This is a genomic window from Amycolatopsis sp. QT-25 (genome assembly GCF_029369745.1).
In the GTDB taxonomy this organism is placed as follows: domain Bacteria; phylum Actinomycetota; class Actinomycetes; order Mycobacteriales; family Pseudonocardiaceae; genus Amycolatopsis.
Map to the genome: position 1 here is coordinate 1,967,859 of NZ_CP120210.1, position 20,124 is coordinate 1,987,982.

At 68.6% G+C, this 20,124-nt stretch carries 23 protein-coding genes; 10 read left to right on the forward strand and 13 right to left on the reverse strand.

Annotated elements, in window-relative coordinates:
* Positions 1-205: 205 nt before the first annotated feature.
* A complete protein-coding gene (locus P3102_RS09095; protein ID WP_276368138.1) occupies positions 206-1,201 on the forward strand; it encodes a DUF1702 family protein in 996 nt (331 codons plus the stop codon).
* Between the two features lie 79 nt (positions 1,202-1,280).
* On the opposite strand, the gene P3102_RS09100 is transcribed toward P3102_RS09095, so the two are convergent.
* On the reverse strand, positions 1,281-1,979 hold the full coding sequence (locus P3102_RS09100) for a helix-turn-helix transcriptional regulator (RefSeq protein WP_276368140.1): 699 nt from the start codon (positions 1,977-1,979) through the stop codon (positions 1,281-1,283).
* Positions 1,980-2,427: 448 nt separating this feature from the next.
* On the opposite strand from P3102_RS09100, the gene P3102_RS09105 reads away from it, so the two are divergent.
* Positions 2,428-3,033: a response regulator transcription factor gene (locus P3102_RS09105; RefSeq protein ID WP_276368141.1), complete on the forward strand. Its 606-nt coding sequence runs from the start codon at positions 2,428-2,430 to the stop codon at positions 3,031-3,033.
* Positions 3,034-3,073: 40 nt separating this feature from the next.
* Positions 3,074-3,556 carry a hypothetical protein gene (locus P3102_RS09110; protein WP_276368143.1) on the forward strand — a complete coding sequence of 161 codons (483 nt, stop codon included), beginning with the start codon at positions 3,074-3,076 and terminating at the stop codon, positions 3,554-3,556.
* A gap of 25 nt (positions 3,557-3,581) precedes the next feature.
* Here P3102_RS09110 and P3102_RS09115 read toward each other — a convergent pair whose 3' ends face one another.
* From P3102_RS09115 to ligD (P3102_RS09140), 6 genes are all read right to left on the reverse strand, one after another.
* The gene (locus P3102_RS09115) at positions 3,582-3,806 is read right to left on the reverse strand and encodes a hypothetical protein (protein ID WP_276368145.1); all 225 of its coding nucleotides are present in this window, start codon (positions 3,804-3,806) and stop codon (positions 3,582-3,584) included.
* A gap of 176 nt (positions 3,807-3,982) precedes the next feature.
* Positions 3,983-4,288, reverse strand: coding sequence for a hypothetical protein (locus tag P3102_RS09120; RefSeq protein ID WP_276368146.1), 306 nt, complete (start codon positions 4,286-4,288; stop codon positions 3,983-3,985).
* Between the two features lie 91 nt (positions 4,289-4,379).
* Positions 4,380-5,426, reverse strand: a complete 1,047-nt coding sequence (locus P3102_RS09125; RefSeq protein ID WP_276368148.1) for an HNH endonuclease signature motif containing protein — start codon at positions 5,424-5,426, stop codon at positions 4,380-4,382.
* Positions 5,395-5,637, reverse strand: a complete 243-nt coding sequence (locus P3102_RS09130; protein ID WP_276368150.1) for a hypothetical protein — start codon at positions 5,635-5,637, stop codon at positions 5,395-5,397. Before P3102_RS09130 ends, P3102_RS09125 begins: the two co-directional genes overlap by 32 nt.
* A gap of 518 nt (positions 5,638-6,155) precedes the next feature.
* Positions 6,156-6,974: a DUF4097 family beta strand repeat-containing protein gene (locus P3102_RS09135; RefSeq protein ID WP_276368151.1), complete on the reverse strand. Its 819-nt coding sequence runs from the start codon at positions 6,972-6,974 to the stop codon at positions 6,156-6,158.
* 401 nt (positions 6,975-7,375) lie between these two features.
* Positions 7,376-8,335, reverse strand: a complete 960-nt coding sequence (gene ligD, locus P3102_RS09140; protein WP_276368153.1) for a non-homologous end-joining DNA ligase — start codon at positions 8,333-8,335, stop codon at positions 7,376-7,378.
* Positions 8,336-8,356: 21 nt separating this feature from the next.
* On the opposite strand from ligD (P3102_RS09140), the gene ligD (P3102_RS09145) reads away from it, so the two are divergent.
* The 5 genes from ligD (P3102_RS09145) to P3102_RS09165 all read left to right on the forward strand — a co-directional run bounded on the left by ligD (P3102_RS09145) (position 8,357) and on the right by P3102_RS09165 (position 13,134).
* On the forward strand, positions 8,357-9,274 hold the full coding sequence (gene ligD / locus P3102_RS09145) for a non-homologous end-joining DNA ligase (RefSeq protein WP_276368155.1): 918 nt from the start codon (positions 8,357-8,359) through the stop codon (positions 9,272-9,274).
* A gap of 60 nt (positions 9,275-9,334) precedes the next feature.
* Positions 9,335-9,607 carry a hypothetical protein gene (locus tag P3102_RS09150; protein ID WP_276368156.1) on the forward strand — a complete coding sequence of 91 codons (273 nt, stop codon included), beginning with the start codon at positions 9,335-9,337 and terminating at the stop codon, positions 9,605-9,607.
* A gap of 114 nt (positions 9,608-9,721) precedes the next feature.
* Positions 9,722-10,264, forward strand: a complete 543-nt coding sequence (locus tag P3102_RS09155) for a MarR family winged helix-turn-helix transcriptional regulator (RefSeq protein ID WP_276371063.1) — start codon at positions 9,722-9,724, stop codon at positions 10,262-10,264.
* A gap of 79 nt (positions 10,265-10,343) precedes the next feature.
* Complete coding sequence (locus P3102_RS09160; protein ID WP_276368158.1) at positions 10,344-11,708, forward strand: aminotransferase class V-fold PLP-dependent enzyme; 1,365 nt, start codon at positions 10,344-10,346, stop codon at positions 11,706-11,708.
* 37 nt (positions 11,709-11,745) lie between these two features.
* Positions 11,746-13,134 carry an amino acid permease gene (locus tag P3102_RS09165; RefSeq protein WP_276368159.1) on the forward strand — a complete coding sequence of 463 codons (1,389 nt, stop codon included), beginning with the start codon at positions 11,746-11,748 and terminating at the stop codon, positions 13,132-13,134.
* Here the strand turns inward: P3102_RS09165 and P3102_RS09170 are convergent.
* Together P3102_RS09170 and P3102_RS09175 are read right to left on the reverse strand one after the other, a co-directional pair.
* Positions 13,112-14,077: an ROK family transcriptional regulator gene (locus P3102_RS09170; RefSeq protein WP_276371064.1), complete on the reverse strand. Its 966-nt coding sequence runs from the start codon at positions 14,075-14,077 to the stop codon at positions 13,112-13,114. The two genes, P3102_RS09165 and P3102_RS09170, sit on opposite strands and share 23 nt — an antisense overlap.
* A 17-nt stretch (positions 14,078-14,094) precedes the next feature.
* On the reverse strand, positions 14,095-14,523 hold the full coding sequence (locus tag P3102_RS09175; RefSeq protein ID WP_276368161.1) for a helix-turn-helix domain-containing protein: 429 nt from the start codon (positions 14,521-14,523) through the stop codon (positions 14,095-14,097).
* Between the two features lie 129 nt (positions 14,524-14,652).
* Between P3102_RS09175 and P3102_RS09180 the strand changes: the two genes are divergently transcribed.
* Entirely contained in the window at positions 14,653-16,065 is a 1,413-nt protein-coding gene (locus P3102_RS09180; protein ID WP_276371066.1) for an MFS transporter, read from the forward strand.
* An 88-nt stretch (positions 16,066-16,153) separates the two neighbouring features.
* Here P3102_RS09180 and P3102_RS09185 read toward each other — a convergent pair whose 3' ends face one another.
* From P3102_RS09185 to P3102_RS09195, 3 genes are all read right to left on the reverse strand, one after another.
* Positions 16,154-17,152: an aliphatic amidase gene (locus P3102_RS09185; RefSeq protein ID WP_276368162.1), complete on the reverse strand. Its 999-nt coding sequence runs from the start codon at positions 17,150-17,152 to the stop codon at positions 16,154-16,156.
* Positions 17,139-17,762, reverse strand: a complete 624-nt coding sequence (locus P3102_RS09190) for an AmiS/UreI family transporter (protein WP_276368164.1) — start codon at positions 17,760-17,762, stop codon at positions 17,139-17,141. The genes P3102_RS09185 and P3102_RS09190 overlap by 14 nt, the downstream gene beginning before the upstream one ends.
* An 82-nt stretch (positions 17,763-17,844) precedes the next feature.
* Complete coding sequence (locus tag P3102_RS09195) at positions 17,845-18,870, reverse strand: substrate-binding domain-containing protein (protein WP_276371067.1); 1,026 nt, start codon at positions 18,868-18,870, stop codon at positions 17,845-17,847.
* Positions 18,871-19,008: 138 nt separating this feature from the next.
* Here P3102_RS09195 and P3102_RS09200 point away from each other — a divergent pair, with 138 nt between their 5' ends.
* Entirely contained in the window at positions 19,009-19,419 is a 411-nt protein-coding gene (locus P3102_RS09200; RefSeq protein WP_276368166.1) for a MarR family transcriptional regulator, read from the forward strand.
* Between the two features lie 3 nt (positions 19,420-19,422).
* Here P3102_RS09200 and P3102_RS09205 read toward each other — a convergent pair whose 3' ends face one another.
* Entirely contained in the window at positions 19,423-20,067 is a 645-nt protein-coding gene (locus P3102_RS09205) for an MFS transporter (protein WP_276368167.1), read from the reverse strand.
* Positions 20,068-20,124: the final 57 nt, after the last annotated feature.

Consider the following 20,124-nt stretch of genomic DNA (forward strand, 5'->3'; position numbering starts at 1 on the left):
CATTTCCGATGAGTACGTTCCATTACGGTGAATTCGCTCGGCGAACGGGTGAATTCGACACCTTTCGAAGACCGTGATGGACTGTTCGGCGGTACGGGGCCGCCGACTCGATCGGCCATCGAGCGGACGGCGAGCACGACGTGGTCTCCTCGGCACGAGCCGAGTTCGCGCGCGAAGCCGACACTATCCACAAAGGACGTAAGTGATGAGCTCATTGCTGGGTGCCCTGCGCAAGGTCATGTTCGCGCCTTCACTGGCTTCGGTCGGCTTCGAGGGGCGCGGCTTCGGAGTGCCGCCGACGCCGGCGACCGCCCGTCTGGAGTCGATCCCGCAGTCGGTGGTGTGCGGCTTCGAGTGGGGGATCGACGCGCCGGCGCTGTGGGAGGCCGAGCGGCGGCTGGACATGGTCGAGCCGGAGATGCGCGGGTTCGCCTACGAAGGCGCGGCGATGGCGTTCACCATCCTCGACGTCATGCCCGGCGGCCGGACGGATCGCACGGCCGAACTGATGAGCGGCCCCGGCCGCCCGCACGTGTTCCTGACCTACATCGGCATCGGGTTCGCGATGGCCCGGCTGCCCCGCCCGCTGTGGAAGAAGGTGCTGCCGGACCTGGACGGCGTCCCGTTCCATCCGACGATGAGCTGGCTGGCCGTCGACGGCTACGCCTTCGACCGCGCCTACTTCGACACGCGCAAATGGGTCGGCGAGCAGTTCGTCCCCAAGCCGTACCCGTGGGCGGGTGCCCCCGGGTACTTCCCGCGCGCTTGCGACCAAGGCATGGGGCGGGCGCTGTGGTTCGTCAACGGCGGCGACCCGGTGAAGGTCGCCGCGGCGGTGGACCGCTTCCCCGCCGGACGCCGCCCGGACCTGTGGAGCGGCGTCGGGCTGGCCGCGACCTTCGCGGGCGGCTGCGACCGGCCGGGGTTGATGAGGCTGCGCGAGTCGGCGGGGGAGCACCAGGACGAACTCGGCCTCGGTGTCGTGTTCGCGGTGAAGGCGAGGACGTTCTCGTCGTTCGTCCCGCCGCACACCCGCCGCGCCGCGCGGGAGCTGGCCGGGCTGAGCATCGAGGAGGCCGTCGACCTGGCCGACTCGACCGAGGTCACCGAGGACGCCGCGGACGGGACGCCCGCCTATGAGCTGTGGCGGCAGAACATCCGGGACGGCCTGGCGTCCGCGGCGGGCCGCCTGTCCGCCTGAAGTCGGCACAGCTACGAGGAAAGGGTCGTTCAAGACGTTGTGCGTCCGGAACGACCCTTTCCTGACACTGGGGAGCGGGTCAGGCCGCGCGCTTGACCGGCTCCGGCCGGGCCCGCAGATCGGGCAGCGCGAGCAGGACCGGCGGGTCGAACAGGCGCTTGGGGCGCATCCGCAGGTCCGCCAGCCGCGCGGAGACGCCCGGTTCGACCGTGATCGGGCCGTGATGCCCGGTGTAGCCGGTGCCGCGGCGCATGGGCGGGCCGGTCACGCAGTGCGCGACGAGGTGCCAGGTGCCTTCCGGGACATCGGTCAGCTGATAGGGGCCGGGGACGTCGATGACCGTGTGACGCACGGGCGCGCCCTCGGGGATACGCGTCGGGAAGAGTCCGACGAAGACGAGTCCGGGCGAGATCTCCGGCGGCGCCGACACGAAACCCCGGACGACAGCCCGCCTCGCACCCGGACGGGGATCACCCGCGAGGTGGCGCTGGAACCCGCCCTGCCGCCGGTACGCCGACGGGGAGAGGCCGACCCGGCTGCTGAACCGCGTGCTGAAGGTGCCGACACTGTTGTAGCCCACCTGGCGGCTGATGTCGGCGACCGTGATCGAAGTCGTCAACAGCAGGCTTTTGGCCTCGTCGAGCCGCAGTGCGGACAGGAACCGGCCGGGCGAGACGCCGGTGGCCTGCTGGAACACCCTGGTGAAATGGAATTTGCTGAACGTCGCCGCACGGGCGATGTCATCGATAGTGAGCTCTTCGCCCAGTTTCTCGTTCATGGCCCCAATGGCTCGCTCCACGGCTCGCCGGACAGTCTCATCCATTGTACCGTCCTTTCGCTGGAGGAATTCTGGCTCGCTTTGCGGTTTCGACAGTAGTGTTCGCCGTCGCTTCTCCTGAAGTGCTTGATTCACCGCCGGGTATGGATTCATGTGTGCCCCGGCGTGAAAATTTCACGAGGCCCCGGACATGCGAAAACCACGGCCCGGCGGTGTTGGGCGCACTGGATCTCCCCGGCCGATGGCCGCAGAATTCCTGGTAGCGCATTCACGCCGGAACTTCCCCGGCCGTGTTGGCGCGGTCCGAAGAACGTATTCCCGCGGCAACACAGAACCGGCCCTTGACCGCGTCCCCCCGCGGCGGTCAAGGGCCGGTTTCCATTTCGCGGAACGTGTGTGTGAGGATAGTATCGGCGGCTCGGGGGCGGGCGAAAGGCAGATGGGGTCGATGATCAAGGTCCTGGTGGCCGAGGACATGCACATTGTCCGTGGAGCCCTGGTCGCGCTGCTCGGCTTGGAACCCGACATCGAGGTGGTCGCCGAATGCGCCAGCGGTGACGAGATCCTCCCGCTCGCGCGGTCCGCGAGTCCCGACATCGCGCTCATCGACATCGACCTGCCGGGCAAGGACGGGCTCACCGCAGCCGCCGAACTGCACGAACAACTGCCCGGCGTGCGCACGCTGATCCTCACCTCACTCGGCAGCCCAGGAACCCTTCGGCGGGCGCTGGCCGCGAAGGTCAACGGTTTCCTCCGCAAGGACGCGCCCGCGGACAGGCTCGCCAACGCGGTCCGGGGCGTCGCCGCCGGGCGGCGTGTCGTCGACGGCGATCTGGCGCTTGCCGCCTGGGACAGCGAGGAATGCCCGCTCACCGCCCGCGAGATCGAGGTGCTGCGGCTGGCGTCGGTCGGTTCCGACCCGACCGAGATCGCGTCCGAGCTGTTCCTGTCCGCCGGTACCGTGCGGAACTACTTGACGACCATCGTGTCGAAGCTCAGCGCCCGCAACCGGGTCGACGCGGTGCGGATCGCCAAGGAATCCGGCTGGCTGTGACGCCGGCTCCGCTTCACCGGGTCGGGACGTTCCTCGTCGCGTGGGCGAACTCCGCGGTGAACTCACCAAGCGAAGCGGGTTCCGGCGCTGCCGGGCCGCGCCGGTCCCGCGGTCGAACAGCGAGTCCAACCCCCCGCTCGACGTCTTCCCCGTCGCCTTGGGCGCCGACCGGTTCAGATCGACCCGCCCGCGCGCCAACGCGGCGGGGAGAACGGCGTCGTCGACGGCCAAGCAGACGTCGGCGATCCGCACCTCGACCGTGGAATGGCGCGGGAAAGACGGGTGCAGAAGTCACGCCCGCCACGTCGAGCACGTCCCCTCCGCGCACGGCGTCACCGATACTCCGGTCGTACGCGGCAACGCCGGACCGGTCTTCGGGCGATTCGCCATCGACCACCCGGAATCGGCGCCGCGCTCCACCGGGGCGTTCACGCTGAGTGTCGGCAGCGGGACTAGCGACGGTCGCAGTCCGGAAAGGACCCGCGCGCCGAGATCCCGTAACGGCAGGCCGACGTGCACCTGACAGGCGTACGTCCTTGCCTCGTCGATCAGCTCCGGAAACGCCATCCGCCGGTGCGAGGTTCGGGGTGCGCGCGTTCGTCCGCAGGTCGCCGGGTGGGGTCCTCGCCGCCACCATGAGGCAACGTCGGTCTTCGCGGCGGCTTGTCGTAGCCACGGCAGACGCCGGTCGCGGTCTCGATCTGGGAGCGCATCAGCCCACCGCTGACGTCCGGCTCGAGACTCTCGAGAAGTTCGGGGGCACGCAACGCCACCGCGCCGTCCGCCGGATCGAGGAGGGCACCTCGAGAGTGAACGATTGTGTTTTCGTTCCGGGGATTTCGCCGGTACCTGTGAAGCTCCTTTTCCGAACGCGGCGAGGAAAGGGCCGGTGTGCTGAACATTGTTGCGGCGAACGTGTTTGTGGCCGCACTGACGGTCTAGTGCCGCATCAAGCAACGTTGGGTAGGTAACCCGTGCGGCGGATCTTGGAGTTGACGGCGAAGTGGCGTTTGGGGTGGCAGTGGCGGTTGCGCCGGCGGAGGTAGCCGGAGATGGCGGCTTCCTGGGCGGCGTGGCTGGGATAGTCGCTGCCATCGAGGGTGAAGTAGCGGACCGCGGTGAACTCGCACTCGATCCAGTTCAACCACGACGCGTGGGTGGGCGTGTAGACCAGCTCGATACCAGCCGCTGCGCTTCCTCCGGCTCCAACGACCGCGCGAACACCTCCGGCCGACGCGCCATGGCTCACCTCCACCGGCCAGCCTCGCGATCAACAGCCCAGATGTCCACACGACACGGTTACCACGCCAACGTTTCTTGATGAGGCACTAGCGCGGGTGGTCGGCCTATACCCTGAGGTGCATGGTGTTTCGTCTGGGTGTTGTGGTGGGGTCGAGGTAGGCGGGGGCGGTGAACTCAGGCAAGCCGTCGTGGGTGATCCGGGCTTTCCATTCGCTGTGGTGGATGAGCCGGTGGTGTTTGGTGCATAACAGCACGAGGTTGTCGATTTTCGTTTCGCCGTGGTGTTGCCAGAAGACGATGTGGTGTGCCGCACAGCGGGGCACGGGCATGTCACAACCCGGGAACGCACAACCACCGTCGCGGAGGGTCAACGCGTACTTCTGGGCCAGGGACACGGTCCGTTTGGATCGGCCGATGTCGAGAGGTTCCCCGCCAGTTCCGAGCACGCCGGGTCGGACACGGGCGTCGCAGGCGAGGATGCGGGCGTCGGTGGCGCTGATCGGGCCGACGAGGTCCAGGCAGGCGTCGCCGATATCCCGGCTCAGGTCGTCGTAGGACATGGTCACCAGGATGTGTGTGGCTTCGTCCGCTTGTCCGGGGAGGTTGCGGCTGGTGGTCTTCAACCGCACGTAGTCGGTGAAGGCGTCCCCGTAGCGTTCGTCCTGGGTGCGGGAGTCCCGCACCCCGTCGACGGCCTTGTGCGGTTTGGCCATCGGATCCAGATCGGACTTCAAGCGGGCATACGTTTCGAGATCCAGGGTGGCCTTCAAGCCGAGGGTGCCGTCACGGTGCTGGACGAACCGCATCTCCGGCCGGACATCCCTCGGATCCTCGCTACGAGGTTCCTGCCCATCCGGATCCAGTTTGTCCAGCAAACGACGCCCCGCGTGGGCGATCTGCCGCGGTCCGGCGTGCCGGGCGAGGTCGACGAGGATCTTCTCCCCGGCCCGGATGTCTTCTTCCGGGACGGTGGAGGGGATGCGAGCGAGGGTGCGGATGATCGCATCGATCTGCGCACCCCCGATCACACCCTCCGCCGCCGCCTGAGCGGTCAACGGCGCCAGCGGCGGCCCGGGATCTCCCCCGATAGCCGGACCCGCATGCAGGGCCAGGACACGATCAGCGCGGACACCGGCCTCCCTGTCCGTCACCCGAAAGTCCTCGAAAATCAACGCCGCCAACGTCGAATGACCCGAGCACCCACGCACCCCCCCGGGCATTGATTTCCGCGAGGATCGCGTTCTGCTCCGCATCCAACCGACGCTTCCGCATTTCCAATTCCTGCTTACGGGCGTGCAGCGTCGCGGTGTCGACACGCCACCACTCGATGGACGTCTCCGGGGATGCGTTGTCGCTGGCCACGACTTCACGCTACTCCATATAGAACAGATGTGCGAGCCCAAATGAACCAGCGATCAAGATAGGTGCAAGGCATATGCAGAGAAAGAAGCGAAGCCTTCTTAGGTGCGCGAAGCGGCGAAGACGTGCGAAGCAAAGCGTGCCGCAATTAGTCGGCTAATTGCGACGTTACGCATATATAAGCGGCTGAAAGATTGACGAAGACCTGCCGGTTCGTCACCTCGGGACGGCAGTGCCGCCCAAGCTCTCCGAAAAATCCGCAGATGGCACCACTGCCCAAAGACCACCGCACTTGAAACCACTGCACTGAAGACCGCCGCGCAGAAGGCTGCCGTACCGAAGGCCCCGCCGTATCGAAGGTTCCCCAGTGCGAAGACCACCGCCCCCAAGACGACCGCCCCCAAGACGACCGCCCCCAAGTCCACCACCGCCAAAGACCGCCTCCCAGCGACCACCGCCCCCAAAACCACAAACCCGCGACCCCGGAACACCGAAACACCGGAACACCGGAACACCAGGACTCAAGCCACGCGGCGGATCACGATGTCGTCGAGCCGAGTCCGGGCGTAGACCTTGACCCCGCCCCGGCCGCCATCCGTGGTGAAGGAATTGCGCACGGATCCTTTGGTGCTCTTGGCATCCACCGAAGCGGTGTCCCCATCGATCCCGACTTCGATACCACCCGAGGCGTTCACCAGTTCGGCCTCGCCGCGCGACAGCAGGCCGACGCGGATCGGGCAGTTGGCGGCCTGGGCGGCGACGTCGCCGTCGGCGCGGTCGATGTCGAAACTTCCGCTCGAACCGGAGAGGACGACGTCGGACCGGGCATGCCCGATCCGGACCTTTCCGGTCGCGCCCTCGTATCGGACGGTGCCCTCGACCTCGCCGATCCGCATTCCGGCCGAGCCGCCGTCGACGTTCACGGTCCCGGCGACGTACCCGATCGCGATCTCGCCCGCAGCCAGGTTTCCGCGCACCGACGTGACGTGGTCGACCTGGATCCGGCCTGACGACACTTCCAGCGCGCACTCGCCGAACCGGCCTTCGGCGGTCACGTCCGACCAAGCCGTGTCGAGCGCCAGTCGCGAATCGGTGGGCACCTCGATGGTGATGGCGACCGAACCGTTCTTGCCGCCCGCTTTCTTCGTCTCGATCGACAGTGTGCCGCCGTCGAAGCCGACCTTGGTGTTTTCGGCGACCTGCACATCCGACTTGCTCGCGGCGTCGATCGGCTCGACGAGCACGACCGTGTCCGAGCGTTCGCTCGCGGTGACTCGGACCCGGGCGCCCGCGGTGGTCAGGGTGGCGGTGATCGGGGCCGGCGTGGGGAAGACAGACATGAGAACTCCTCGGTCGTGGGGATCTTTCGTCGTGAGAGCAACGATCGCCGACCGGGCTGACACGGGACCGTCACGGCGCTGACATGCCGGAGACACGGCGGGGAAGGACCGCCGGCCGGAACAGCTCAGGAGACTCCCGGCCTTGTCGAGCGGCCGTCGGCCTGGACTTCACCACGGTGAACCGGCTCGCCGCGATCAGCGATGACAGGAAGCGTGACCGGGGCAAGGACCGGCGTCGATCCGCTGGGCACGGCCATCCGCGGGAATACCGGCCGACCGAGGATTCGGCACACCGGCGCCAACGTCGCCAAGTCGCCAAGTCACCAAGTCACGAGGCCGCCGATCAGGCGACCGCTGAGACGAGTTCCAGCAAACCGGGCTCATCCGGCCGATGTGAGCCGCTACGACGGCAGTACGACGTCCTCGGGTGTCTTGTCCCCGCGCAGCCCCCGCCACGTCGCGTGCCGCAGGCGGCCGTCCTGGGTCCAGTTCCGGTGCACGACCTCCCCGACGAGTGCCGGCTCCACCCACCGCGCCCGCCGCGCCCGGTCACGGGGGACTGCCGAGGCGAAGGGAGACGTCTTCCGTGCCAGTGGGGCGAGCCTGTCATGCAGGTCTTCGAGGGTCTTGTCGCTGAACCCGGTGCCCACATCGCCGACGTACCGCAGGTCACCGGACTCGTCGTGCGCGCCCAGCAACAGCGCGCCAAGGGTCTTCGAACGCCGCCCTTCGCCGACGCGCCAGCCGCCGATGACGACCTCCTGGGTGTGCCACAGCGCCCGTTTGATCCACTGCCGCGTCCGCTTACCGGGGTAGTACCCGCTGTCGAGCTTCTTCGCGATCAGCCCTTCGAGCCCGTGTTCCCGCACGACCTCGAGCAGCCGGTCGGGGGAGATGTCGTCGTCGGTGTACCCCGGCGGGATGACGATGCGGCCACCGCCGCCCAGCGACGTCAGCAGCTCGCGGCGGGCGGCGTAGGGCTCGTCGAGCAGGAGATCGCCGTCGAGGAACAGCACGTCGAAGGCGAAGAAGTGGACCGGGCTGCGCTCCAGCAGAGACGCGTCCGGCGTGCGCAGATGCCGGGTTTGCAGCAGCGGGAAGCTCGGCCGCCCGTTGTCGTCGAGGACGACGATCTCACCGTCGAGGACGACTTCGTGGCCATCGAGCGCTTCGCCCGTCACGTCCGGGTACGTCGCCGTGGTGTCGAGGCCGCGTCGGCTGGTCAAGCGCGTCTCGCCGTCGCGGGCGACCCGCAGGCAGCAGCGGTAGCCGTCCCATTTGTATTCGTACCCCCACCCGCCGGTGGGCAGGTCGCCGTCGGTCGCCAGCATCGGGGCGATCGCGTCCGGCACGGTGGGCATACCTCACGGTACCGTCGAAGGGTGCCTGAAGCGCGGATAACGGTCGAGGTCGAGGGGCGGCGGCTGGGGCTGTCCAATTTGGACAAGGTGCTCTACCCTGCGCACGGTTTCACCAAACGGGAGGTCCTCGACTACTACCGCCGGATAGCCCCCGTCATGCTCCCGCATCTGCGCGACCGCGCCGCCACGTTCCGCCGCTTTCCCGACGGTGTCGACGGGGAACCGTTCTACGAGAAGAACGTTTCCCGGCACGCGCCCGAGTGGGTGCGCACGGCGCGGCTCACCAACCGGGGCCGTCGCGGCGGGGAGGAGACGCTAGACTATCCGGTCGTCGGCGACCTGCCGACGCTGATGTGGGCCGCCAATCTCGCCGCACTGGAGCTGCACGTTCCACAGTGGATGGTCGGCCCGCGAGGCGCGCGGAAGTCACCCGACCTGCTGGTGTTCGACCTCGATCCCGGCCTGCCCGCCGACGTCGTCGACTGCTGCCGGGTGGCCGAGACGCTCAGCGACCTGCTCACCGGAGACGGGCTGACCGTGTACGCGAAAACCAGCGGCAACAAGGGAATGCAGTTGTACTGCCCGGTGCGCACCCGCTCGGACGAACGCACCTCCTCCTACGCCAAGGCGGTCGCGGAGGAGCTCGCGCGCCGGTCACCGGAAACCGTGGTCGCGCGGATGACGAAGGCGATCCGCCCCGGCCGCGTGTTCATCGACTGGAGTCAGAACAACACCGCCAAGACCACCATCGCGCCGTACTCGCTGCGCGGCCGCGCCATCCCGACCGTCTCCACGCCCGTGACCTGGGAGGAGGTCGAATCCTGCCGGAAGGCCGCGGACCTGCTGTTCACCGCCGAGCAGGTGATCGAACGGGTCGAGGAGATGGGTGACCTGTTCGGTGACATCGCCGAGCATCGCACCCCCGTCCCCGTTCGGTGACCGGCGTCATGTTTGAACGGCTCAGTACGGGAAACTCCCAGGTCAGAGGAGTGACCCCGAATGAACGAGACAGTCGAAGAACCCGAAGGCCTGTCCTACCGCGCCCTGGCCATGCTGCGCGCCGTGGCGCAGGGCAGAGCCGAGATCACCGTCAGCCTGGAGCCGGATCTCTACGTCGACGGCCTGTCGTGCAGTGACCAGAGCACGGCCCACCGCCTGGCCCACGCCGGGCTCATCCGAATGCCGCGCGCAGGTGCTCCCGGCAGCCGGGTGCCCGCCGAGCTGTCCGAAACCGGACAGGACCTGCTGAAGCCCTTGCTGTCCGCCGTCTAGCGCGGAGCAACCCGGAAAGACCACTGTGGACGCCTGCCCGTTCCGCTTACGATCGGCGGAGCGGGTGCGCGGGGGTGCGCGCCCATCGGGCTGGTGCCTCCGGGGCCGGTGAGGATGTGGCTGTTGACCGGGTATCACACGCTGGCCGAGACCGAGAACGCCGTGCGAGCCAAACTGGGCGGGATCCCGCTGTCCTGGGAGCGGATGGAGGCGGTCGCCAACCTCCACCGCGCCGCGACGGCGGTGCGGCTGCACTTCGAAAACTCGGTCCTGCGCCACGCGGGCCTCACCTGGACCGCGTTCGTGGTGCTGTGGGTGGTGTGGATCTTCGGCGAGAAGGAGACCAGGCACGTCGCCGCCGAGTCCGGGATCACCAAGGGGACGCTCACCGGCGTGATGAAGACCCTGGAGGCCCACGGCCTGGTCACCCGGCGCAAACATCCGGTCGACGGACGGTTGGTGCTGCTCGCGCTGACGGCCGAGGGGGAGCGGCTGACGCGGGAGCTCTTCCCGGAGTTCAACCGGGAGGAAGCGTTCGTCACCGGTCGGCTCAGCCCCGCGGAGTGCACCGAGCTGGCCGGTTCGCTGCGCGAGATCGTCCGGCAGCTGGAGGAAAAGGGCGAGCAGCGGCGTCAGGCGGCGGCCCGGGGGCACTGACCCCTACCGAAGACGGTTGCGCGAGGCGTCCGGCGACTTCTACGTTTTTTGGAGCCGAACGAAGCGAAGGGCACGCTCGATGGACTTCCGGTACTGGCTCGGTCAGGCGTTGACGTCGAACGAGGCATGGGGGGAGACGTTCACCCCCTTCCGGCCGCATCCGTCGCTGGAGATCTCCGACGGACGGTTCGAGGCCGCGTTCGAAGAGCTCACCGAGCGGTTGAAGGACAATTACCCGTTCTTCCACCCGTCCTACGCCGGTCAGATGCTCAAACCGCCGCATCCGGCCGCGGTGGTCGGCTACCTGACCACGATGCTGGTCAACCCCAACAACCACGCACTCGACGGCGGACCCGCGACGGCGGAGATGGAACGCGAGGTCGTCGGGCAGCTGGCCACGATGTTCGGCTACACCGAGCACCTCGGGCATCTGACCACCAGCGGTACGGTGGCGAACCTGGAGGCGCTGTTCGTCGCGCGGGAAACGCATCCGGACAAGGGGATCGCCTTCAGCGCCGAGGCGCATTACACGCACGGCCGGATGTGCCGCGTACTCGGCGTCGAAGGGCATACGGTGCCCGTCGACGCCCGGGGAGCGATGGATCTCGACGCGCTCGAAGAGCTGTTGCGCACCGGGAAGATCGGCACCGTGGTGCTCACCGCCGGCACGACCGCGCTCGGCACGGTGGAACCGGTCCACGAAGCGCCGGCGCTGCGCGAACGGTACGGCGTCCGGGTGCACGTCGACGCCGCCTACGGTGGGTTCTTCCGGCTTCTGTCCGGTTTGGACGGTCCGGAAGGGTTGCCCGAAGCCCCTTGGCGCGCCATCGCCGAGGCCGATTCGATCGTCATCGACCCGCACAAACACGGCCTTCAGCCCTACGGCTGCGGCGCGGTGCTGTTCAAGGACCCCAAGGCGGGCCGGTTCTACCTGCACGATTCGCCGTACACCTACTTCACCTCGGAAGACCTGCACCTCGGCGAGATCAGTCTCGAATGCTCCCGCGCGGGTGCCGCGGCCGCCGCGTTGTGGCTCACCTTCCGGGTGCTGCCGCCCACTTCCGACGGCCTTGGCCGGGTGCTCGCGGCCGGGCGCCGGGCGGCGTTGCGGTGGGCGAAACTGCTGGAGGACTCCGAGCGGTTCGACCTGTACCAGCCACCGGAACTCGACATCGTCAGCTATTTTCCGCGCACGGAGCCGTTCTCGCTGTCGAAGATCGACCAGGAGAGCGCGCGGATCCTGCGCAACGGCATGGCCGCGGCGAGGGAACCGGTGTTCCTCAGCACCCTCCGGGTGAGCGAGCCGCAGTTCGGTCTGCGTCACACCGGGGTCGACGCGGACGCGGACGGCGCGAGGATCCTGCGTAGCGTGCTGATGAAGCCCGAAAGCGAGGACCACGTCGACCGGCTCCACGAGCGGCTGGAAGAGTTGTCCCGCGGTTGAGCTCGCCGAGTACCGCCGCAGACGAAATGGATCCACCATGCCCGCATCAGGTCCCGCCGAACCCGTGACCACGATCGAGACCCGGTCGCTCGGCACCGGTTTCCGGCGGCGCCACGTCACCATGCTGGCCATCAGCGGGGCCATCGGCGCCGGCCTGTTCGTCGGCACCGGCGCCGGGATCAAGACCGCCGGGCCCGGCATCCTGCTGTCCTACGTGGTCGCGGGCCTGCTCATGGTGCTGGTCATGCGCATGCTGGGCGAGATGGCCGCCGCCGAGCCGAGCAGCGGTTCGTTCTCGGTGTACGCGGAGAAGGCGCTCGGGCGCTGGGCCGGGTTCACCGTCGGCTGGCTGTACTGGTCGCTGCTGGTGGTCGTGGTCGCCGCCGAGGCCACCGCGGCGGCGGGGATCGCGAACGGGCTGCTGCCGGTGATTCCACAGTGGACCTGGGTGCTGCTGTTCATGGCGGTGCTGACCGTGGTGAACCTGTTCGCGGTGCGCTCGTTCGGGGAGTTCGAGTTCTGGTTCGGCGCGATCAAGGTGACCGCCGTGGTCGGTTTCCTCGTACTCGGCACGCTGGCGGTGTCCGGGATCCTGCCGGGCACGTCGCCGGTCGGGCTGGACAACCTCACCGGACACGGCGGTTTCCTGCCCAACGGCCTCCAAGGGGTGCTGACCGGGCTGCTCGCGGTCGCGTTCTCCTTCGGCGGCATGGAACTGGTCACCATCGCCGCGGCGGAGTCCGACGACCCGGCGGACGCGATCCGCCGCACCACGCGTACGGTCATCGTCCGGCTGCTGCTGTTCTACATCGGTTCAGTGGCGCTGATGGTGTTGTTGCTGCCGTGGGAATCCGCCTCGGCCACCACCAGCCCGTTCGTGACCGTCCTGGAGCAGATCGGGGTACCGGCGGCGGCGCTCTTGATGAGTTTCGTCGTGCTGACCTCGCTGCTCTCGGCGCTGAACGCGAACCTCTACGGCGCCTCGCGAATGGTGTTCTCCCTGGCTGAGCGTGGTGAAGCGCCGCGGGCGATGCTCAGGCTGTCGGGAGCGGGGGTGCCCCGGACGGCGGTGCTGGCGTCGGTGGCCTTCGGTTTCGTGGCCGTACTGCTGAATTTCCTCGCCCCCGAACTCGTGCTGCCGTTCCTGCTGAACGCCATCGGCGCCAACATTCTGCTGGTGTGGATCTTCGTCGCGATCTCCCAGCTCAGGCTGCGCCGGGCCGCCGACCGTGACGGCACGGCCGCGGACCTGCCGGTGCGGATGTGGGGGTTCCCCTGGCTCAGCTGGGTCGCGCTGATCGCGATGGCGGGCGTGCTCGTTCTCATGTGGACGGACGCCGAGGCGCGGACGCAACTGTTCACCAGCGGTGCGGTGGCCGTGCTGATCGTGGTGATCGGCCTGCTCAGGCGACATCCGCGACGCTGAACAGTTCGTGCTCCACACGGCTGAGGGCGAGCCGGACCGCGCCGAGTGCCACCGAGTCTTCGCCGAGCGTCGCTGTCTCGACGCGCACCGGAAACAGACACAGGCGGGCCAGTTCGGCGCGCAGTGGCGTCGTCAGCGAGTTCGCGGTACCGCCGATCACCACCAGTTGCGGATCGACGGCGAGGACCGTCGCGGCGACGAGCTCGACGAACCCGCCGGCCCGGCGCAGCGCGCCGATCTCGCCCGCCGCGCCGTGGTGGCCGGCGTGCAGCTTCCCGCCGAGCAGCAGGCCGAGTGAGACGGTGCGCCCGGCGTGCACGTAGACGACGTCGTCGAGGCCGTGCGCGGCACCGCGCCAGGTTTCGGCCAGTGCCGAGAGTTTGGTGTCGTTCCCGGCCAGGACCGGGCATCCGCCGCCGAATTCCGTGGGCAGGTCGACCCCGGTCCAGCCGGGAAGGCGGTCGTCGCGGACGACCTTGCCACCGGACACCACGCCGGTGGTGCCGATGCCGAGCACCCGTACGTCGGCGTGGCCTTCGACGGCCGTGCCGAGCACCCGCCGCGCGGCGCCGAGCCGGGCGGCGGCGGCCATGACCGGGGTGAGGCCGGTCTCCGCCCGTCCGACGACCTCGCCCCGGAGGTCGGCGACCAGGCACAACGCCTGGTGCGGGCCGATTTCGAGGCCGGCGACGTGGCCCGCCTCGGGGCGGAAGCGATAGCGTTTGGCGGGTCTGCCGACCGGTCGCGGCGCGCCGGGGGAGAGCGGCACCTTCTCGACCAGGCCCTGTTCGCCGAGGTCGGCGGCGATCTCCTCGACCGTCGGCCGGGAGACCTCGCTCGCCTTGACCAGTTCCGCGAGGGTGAGTTCCTCGGCCGCGTACAGCGCCCGCAGGACGGCGATGGCGTTGAGCCGCCGCAGCAGTGAAGGATCCCCTCGCGTCAGTCTGGCCGTGCGGTTCCCTAGGCGGTGACGCGTTTGTCGTACCGGGCGCGCGCGTGGGCGATCTCGCTCTGGTGGTCCTCGGTCCAGGTGACCAGCGACTGGATGGTCTTGTGCAGCGTCATTCCCAGCGGCGTCAGCGCGTACTCGACGCGGGGCGGCACCACCGGATAGACGGTCCGGTCCACCAGCCCGTCGCGTTCGAGATGACGCAGCGTGGTGGTGAGCATGCGCTGGCTGATGCCGTCGATCTTGTATTTGAGCTCGGTGAACCGCAGCGTGTTCCGGTCCAGCAGCGCGATGACCAGAAGCGACCACTTGTCCGCCACCCGGTCCAGGATCTGGCGGACCTCGCAGTCCTCGCGCGTGTCCCACTGGAAGGCCTCGTAGTCCTCCTCGGTGAGTTCGCAACGACTAGGTGAGTTCAAAGTGCCTTCTTCCATGGTCATCGATGGTGACGGAAGATCCCCTTGGTTACAAGTGGGAACTGACCGGCTGGTGAGTAACCACCGGGTTCCCGTTCACCGAGGGAGCAGATCTTGATCGACTCGCAAACGCCGCCGCGCGCCGCCGACCGGATGGGCGGGCGGGCCTGGGGCGTTCTCCTGGTGCTGTGCGGCGCCATCTTCCTGGAGGGCATCGACGTCGCGATGCTGAACGTGGCGCTGCCGTCCATCCGGGCCGACCTCGGCCTGTCGACGGCGACGCTGAGCGGCGTGGTGAGCGCCTACGTGCTCGGCTACGGCGGGTTCATGCTGCTGGGCGGGCGCGCCGCCGACCTGTACGGGCGCCGCCGCATGTTCCTCACCTGGCTGGTGGTGTTCCTCGTCTTCTCCGGGCTGGGCGGGTTCGCCACCGAAGGCTGGATGCTGCTGCTCGCGCGGTTCGTCACCGGTGTGGCCGCGGCGTTCATGACTCCCGCCGGCCTGTCGATCATCACCACGAGCTTCGAACAGGGGCCGAAGCGCACCAAGGCGCTGTTGTTCTACGCCGGCACCGCGGCGGGCGGTTTCTCGCTCGGCCTGGTCATCGGCGGGCTGCTGACCGGAATCGACTGGCGCTGGGTGTTCTTCACCCCGGTGATCCTGTCCGCCGTCATCCTGCTCGCCGCGCTCTGGCTCGTGAAGGAACCGGTGAAGCAGGTTCGCGTCCCCCAGCGCCTGGACCTCGGTGGTGCCGTCACCGTGACCGCGGCGATGTTGCTGCTCGCCTACGGCGTGGTCCGGCTGGAACACCCCGGACAGGGCTGGGGCTGGACCGTGGTGTCCCTCGCCGGGGGAGCGGCGGCGCTGGCGGCCTTCGTGGCCATCGAACGCCGCTCGCCCGCCCCGCTGGTGCGGTTGGGCCTCCTGCGGTCGGGGCCGCTGATGCGGGCGAACACCAGCGCCCTGCTCTACGCGGGCTCGTTCTTCGGGTTCCAGTTCCTCGTGACGCTGTACTTGCAGGAACTCCGGGGGTGGTCGACGCTGGAGACGAGCCTGGCGCTGCTGGCGACCGGGATCGACGCGATCCTCGCGCCGACGCTGACCCCTCGGCTGGTGGCGAAGTTCGGCAACACTCGGGTGATCTTCGGCGGCCTCGTACTCGCTGTCGTGGCGTACGCGCTCTTCTTGCCGCTGGGGATGGACTGGACGTACGCGGCGATGTTCCCGTCGATGATCCTCCTGGGCCTCGGCTTCGCCCTCGCCTACGGCCCGCTGACGATCGTCGCCACCGATGGGATCGCCGAAGACGAGCAGGGACTCGCGGGCGGCCTGCTGTACACGGCCTTCCAGTTCGGCGCGGCGCTCGGGCTGTCCGCGGTGACCGCCGTCAACGTCGCCGCCCTCGGGGACGGTTCGCCGCAGGCCGCGCTCGGCGGTTTCCGCGCGGCGCTGATCGTGCCGCTGGTGATGGCCGTCCTCGCCGCGATCGTGATCGCGTCCGGTCGTCACCGCGGTTCGGCGAAAGAGGCCGGATCGGCCGGCGAAGAGGCGATCCCGGTCTCGTGATCCGCCTGGCCGATGCCGGACGGGACGTCCGTCGCGGTGACGGTCACTTCGGTGCCGTCACCCGCGGCGGCCGGCTCCCAGGTCATCGTCATGGGTTTCGAGGAGTGATGGTGTCGCGGGTGATCGACTCGACCTTCTCCTGCGCCTTCTTGGCGTCGGTGACCCACAGCTTGTAGAAGTCGAACGGGCAGTCCGCCACGCCCTTGTCGCCTTCGTCCGCGTCCTGCACGCCGGTGTAACCGCGGTGCAGCAGCTTGAAGATGTGGTTCTGCGACTGGTCGTAGGTCCGCGCGTCGCGGATCGCCGACACCGACAGCTGCGCGTACTGGATCCCGTACTCCTCTTCGCCGGTCTCACCGAGGGTGCGCCCGTCGAAGCCGATGATCGCGGAATGGCCGAAGTAGGAGTACACGCCGTCGAATCCGGCGGCGTTCGCCACCGCCACGTAACAGTTGTTGGCCCACGCCATCGCCTTGGCCATCAGGATCTGCTGCTCCTTGGCCGGATACATGTAACCCTGGCAGCGCACGATCAGTTCGGCGCCCTTCATCGCGCAGTCACGCCAGATCTCCGGATAGTTCCCGTCGTCGCAGATGATCAGCGAGATCTTCATGCCCTTCGGGCCGTCGCTGACGTAGGTGTCCTCGCCGGGATACCAGCCTTCGATCGGGCACCACGGCAGGATCTTGCGGTACTTCTGGACGATCTCGCCGCGGTCGTTGATGAGCACGAGCGTGTTGTACGGCGGCTTGTCCGGATGGTCTTCGTGTCGCTCGCCGGTGATGGAGAAGACGCCCCAGGTCCGGGCTTCCCGGCAGGCGGCGGCGAAGATTTCGGTTTCCTCTCCGGGAATCGTCGCCGCGGTGTCGTACATCTCCTGAGCGTCGTACATGATGCCCTGGGTCGAGTACTCCGGGAACACCACGAGGTCCATGCCCGGCAGGCCGGACTTCATGCCCACCACCATTTCGGCGATCTTGCGGGCGTTGTCGAGGACTTCCGCCGTGGTGTGCAACCGCGGCATCTTGTAGTTGACCACCGCGACGCCGACCGTGTCCGGGCTGGCGGAAATGTCACCGTGTCGCATGCAGACTCCTTTTCTCCGAACGGTTTTTCAGGACGCCGAGGGAACCGGCCGCCGCCACCAGTGCCATCGCGATCGCGGCCGCCAGCAGTGCGGTGCCGCCGTCGCTCCGGTAAGCGCCGGTGAGGCCGAGGAAGGCGGGCACCGTACAGGTCGGCTGGCTGAGCAGCAGGACGGTCCAGCCGGTGAACCGGGTCAGCTGTTCCTTGCCGAGACCGAGTACCAGGAAGAACAAGGTCCACAGCAGTGCCCAGGACAGCCAGATGACGCCGAACACCGGGTCGTTGTCGTGCCAGAAAGCGATTCCCGCGTACACCACGGCGGCGCCCGCCACGAACAGCGAGAACCAGCCGATGCCTTCGGGCGCCAGGCCGGCGAGATTCGCGATGCCGACGTACAGGTAGGTGAAACCGAACAGGTACAGCCCGGACGCGGCGAGGATCGCGTCCCGGTCCCCGCCCGCCTGGACGATCAGCACGGTCGGGGTGAGGCACTGCAGCGCGCCCACGAACAGGTTCGGCACCGCCGCCGAACGGGGTGGTATCCGGCCGAGCAACATCAGGCCGTTGATCATCAAGGCGGCGCCGACGTAGAGAAGGCCCACGTCGCCCATGCTCACCTCCGCGCAGTGTGCTCATGTGGAATAATTTCAAATGAAAGTATGTGGTGTATCGGAACGAGTCAAGGGCGAAGTTTCAGAGCCGGGTGAGGACTTCGAAGTCGTAGCCGTCGGCGACCGCGAGGTGGACGTGCTGATCGGCCTGCTGCCCGCGGAACTCGATCCTGCCGCGCGGGCCGTGATAGGCGACGCCGTCGATCGCCGCGTTGAGCGCTGGCAGGTCGGGCTTACCGGCCCGGCGGACGAGTTCGGCCAGCGTGTGCAGGCCCTCGTAACAGGATTCGGCGGCGTTGTTCAAGGCCGGGGCCCCTGGACCGTTGCGGTCGAGGTAACGGCCGAGCAGGTCCATCGCGTCGGCGGTGACCATCGACCGGAAGTACGCGGCGGAGACGTAGAGGTCGCCGGTGGCGTGCGCGCCGCTCGCGAGGAGCATGTTCTCCTCCATCAGGGGACTGAACCGGACCAGCCGGTCGCTCAGCCCCTGCCCGGCGAAGGCGCGGTTGAAGCGCACCGCGTCCTGTCCGACCAGCAACATCAGCACACCGTCGCTGGTGGACTGTTCGACCGAACGGACCACCGTGGACATGTCGCCCGCGCCGAGCCCGACGAACGCCTCGCCGGTGAGGCGCAGATCGAGATCCTTGGCGTACTGCCGGATCGCCCTGGTCGACCGACGCGGCCAGACGTAGTCGTCCCCGACGACGAACCACCGCCGGACGCCGAGGTGGTCACGCAGCCAGCGCAGCGCCGGTTCGATCTGGCAGCGCGGCGTCTCTCCCGTGCAGAAGATGCCCGAACGGCGCTCGCCGCCTTCGTAGAGCGACGTGTACACATACGGCACCCTGTCGGCCACGACCGGCGCGAGGGCGTGCCGGATGGACGAAATATGCCAGCCGCTCACCGCGTCGACCCGCCCGCTGCCGACCAGGCGCCGCACGTGGTCGGCTACTTGCGCGGGAGTGCCGCCGCCGTCGACCACCTCGGCCTCGACCCGCCTGCCGAGGATCCCGCCGGACTCGTTGAGTTCGTGGACGGCGAGATCCGTGATCGCCTCGCAAGACGGGCCGAAGAGCCCGGCGGGCCCCTGCAACGGGATCACCATGGCCACGCGCCAGGCGTCGTCGCGGGTCCGGGTGGCGAGGCGTGGGGGCATGGCGCTCCGTGCGGTGGCCCGGTAAGGTCGAAGTGCTTTCACCTGGAAGTATTGCGAGGGTGTCCGGTTTTGGCAAGGGGACGGGATATGGGGACACGCGGCGTCGCGACCGCCGGAACGTCGCTCACCGGCTCGCTCACCCGCGCCGCCAGGGCCGTCGCCGCCAAGGTGGAGCAGGTGCTCGCCAAGGAAGGGCTCACCCTGGATCAGTGGCTGGTGCTGGACGCGCTGAGCGGCAAGGGCGGCCTCGCCATGGCCGACCTGGCCGACCGGACCCTGGCCACCGCCCCGACGCTGACCAGGGTGGTCGACAAGCTGGTGACCACCGCGCAGGCCTACCGCGAGGTCGACGCCGCGGACAGGCGACGGGTGCTCGTGCACCTCAGTGCCCGCGGCCGGGCGACGTACCGGCGCGTGGCCGCGAAGGTCACCGAGGTGGAGGCCCGCCTCGACGTGCCGGACGACGTGCTCGTGGCGTTGCGGGGCCTCGGCGGCTGAAGGTCAGGCCTGTGGCGGGTACGGCATCGGCCGCACCGGCGGCTTCTTCGTCAGCGCGACGAGGCCGACGACGCCGGTGACGACGAGCGCGAGTACCACGAACAGCGCGGCCACCACGTACACCAGGCGGAAGCTGAGCGCGTCCGAGAGCAGCCCGCCGAGGAACGGCGCGATCGCCAAGGCGAGGACACCGACGCCGGCTGCCGCTCCGGTCGCGGCGCCGCGACCGGAGCGGAGCCGCCGGATCACCGCCGCCGTCACCCCGATCGCCGCACCCGCGCCGAGCCCGGTGACCACCCGCCCGACGAGGAACAGGCCGCTGTGGGGAACGAAAGCGACCAGCACCACCCCGAGGAGCATCGGAAAGAGCGCGGCCACCGTCACCGATGTCGGGAAGCGCGCGCCGAGCAAAAGCCCCGCAGGGAAGGCGATCGCGGCCGCGCCGAGGTACGCGACGAGACCGCTCAGCAGCAGGGACCGGCTCGACATGTCCAGCTCGACCTGCAGGGCCGACGAGCCGTCGAAGCGGTAGATCACGGTGAGCAGGAACAGGCCGATGAGCGCGGCGAACCCCGGACCGACGACCAGCCACCAGGGCGGCCCTGCGGCCGGAAGCGGCTCGCGCTGTGACGGCGTCGGCACGGTCATGCGCACAACCTATAGCGGCAGGCGCCGCGGCTGAACCACTGCGCGGGGGAAGGCGCC

Excerpts from the sequence above, each read along its gene's own strand:
- P3102_RS09095 (WP_276368138.1), top strand. The coding sequence starts at position 206 with ATGAGCTCATTGCTGGGTGCCCTGCGCAAGGTCATGTTCGCGCCTTCA.
- P3102_RS09100 (WP_276368140.1), bottom strand. The coding sequence starts at position 1,979 with ATGAACGAGAAACTGGGCGAAGAGCTCACTATCGATGACATCGCCCGT.
- P3102_RS09105 (WP_276368141.1), top strand. The coding sequence starts at position 2,428 with ATGATCAAGGTCCTGGTGGCCGAGGACATGCACATTGTCCGTGGAGCC.
- P3102_RS09135 (WP_276368151.1), bottom strand. The coding sequence starts at position 6,974 with ATGTCTGTCTTCCCCACGCCGGCCCCGATCACCGCCACCCTGACCACC.
- ligD (WP_276368153.1), bottom strand. The coding sequence starts at position 8,335 with ATGCCCACCGTGCCGGACGCGATCGCCCCGATGCTGGCGACCGACGGC.
- P3102_RS09150 (WP_276368156.1), top strand. The coding sequence starts at position 9,335 with ATGAACGAGACAGTCGAAGAACCCGAAGGCCTGTCCTACCGCGCCCTG.
- P3102_RS09155 (WP_276371063.1), top strand. The coding sequence starts at position 9,722 with ATGTGGCTGTTGACCGGGTATCACACGCTGGCCGAGACCGAGAACGCC.
- P3102_RS09160 (WP_276368158.1), top strand. The coding sequence starts at position 10,344 with ATGGACTTCCGGTACTGGCTCGGTCAGGCGTTGACGTCGAACGAGGCA.
- P3102_RS09165 (WP_276368159.1), top strand. The coding sequence starts at position 11,746 with ATGCCCGCATCAGGTCCCGCCGAACCCGTGACCACGATCGAGACCCGG.
- P3102_RS09175 (WP_276368161.1), bottom strand. The coding sequence starts at position 14,523 with ATGACCATGGAAGAAGGCACTTTGAACTCACCTAGTCGTTGCGAACTC.
- P3102_RS09180 (WP_276371066.1), top strand. The coding sequence starts at position 14,653 with ATGGGCGGGCGGGCCTGGGGCGTTCTCCTGGTGCTGTGCGGCGCCATC.
- P3102_RS09185 (WP_276368162.1), bottom strand. The coding sequence starts at position 17,152 with ATGCGACACGGTGACATTTCCGCCAGCCCGGACACGGTCGGCGTCGCG.
- P3102_RS09190 (WP_276368164.1), bottom strand. The coding sequence starts at position 17,762 with ATGGGCGACGTGGGCCTTCTCTACGTCGGCGCCGCCTTGATGATCAAC.
- P3102_RS09195 (WP_276371067.1), bottom strand. The coding sequence starts at position 18,870 with ATGGTGATCCCGTTGCAGGGGCCCGCCGGGCTCTTCGGCCCGTCTTGC.
- P3102_RS09200 (WP_276368166.1), top strand. The coding sequence starts at position 19,009 with ATGGGGACACGCGGCGTCGCGACCGCCGGAACGTCGCTCACCGGCTCG.
- P3102_RS09205 (WP_276368167.1), bottom strand. The coding sequence starts at position 20,067 with ATGACCGTGCCGACGCCGTCACAGCGCGAGCCGCTTCCGGCCGCAGGG.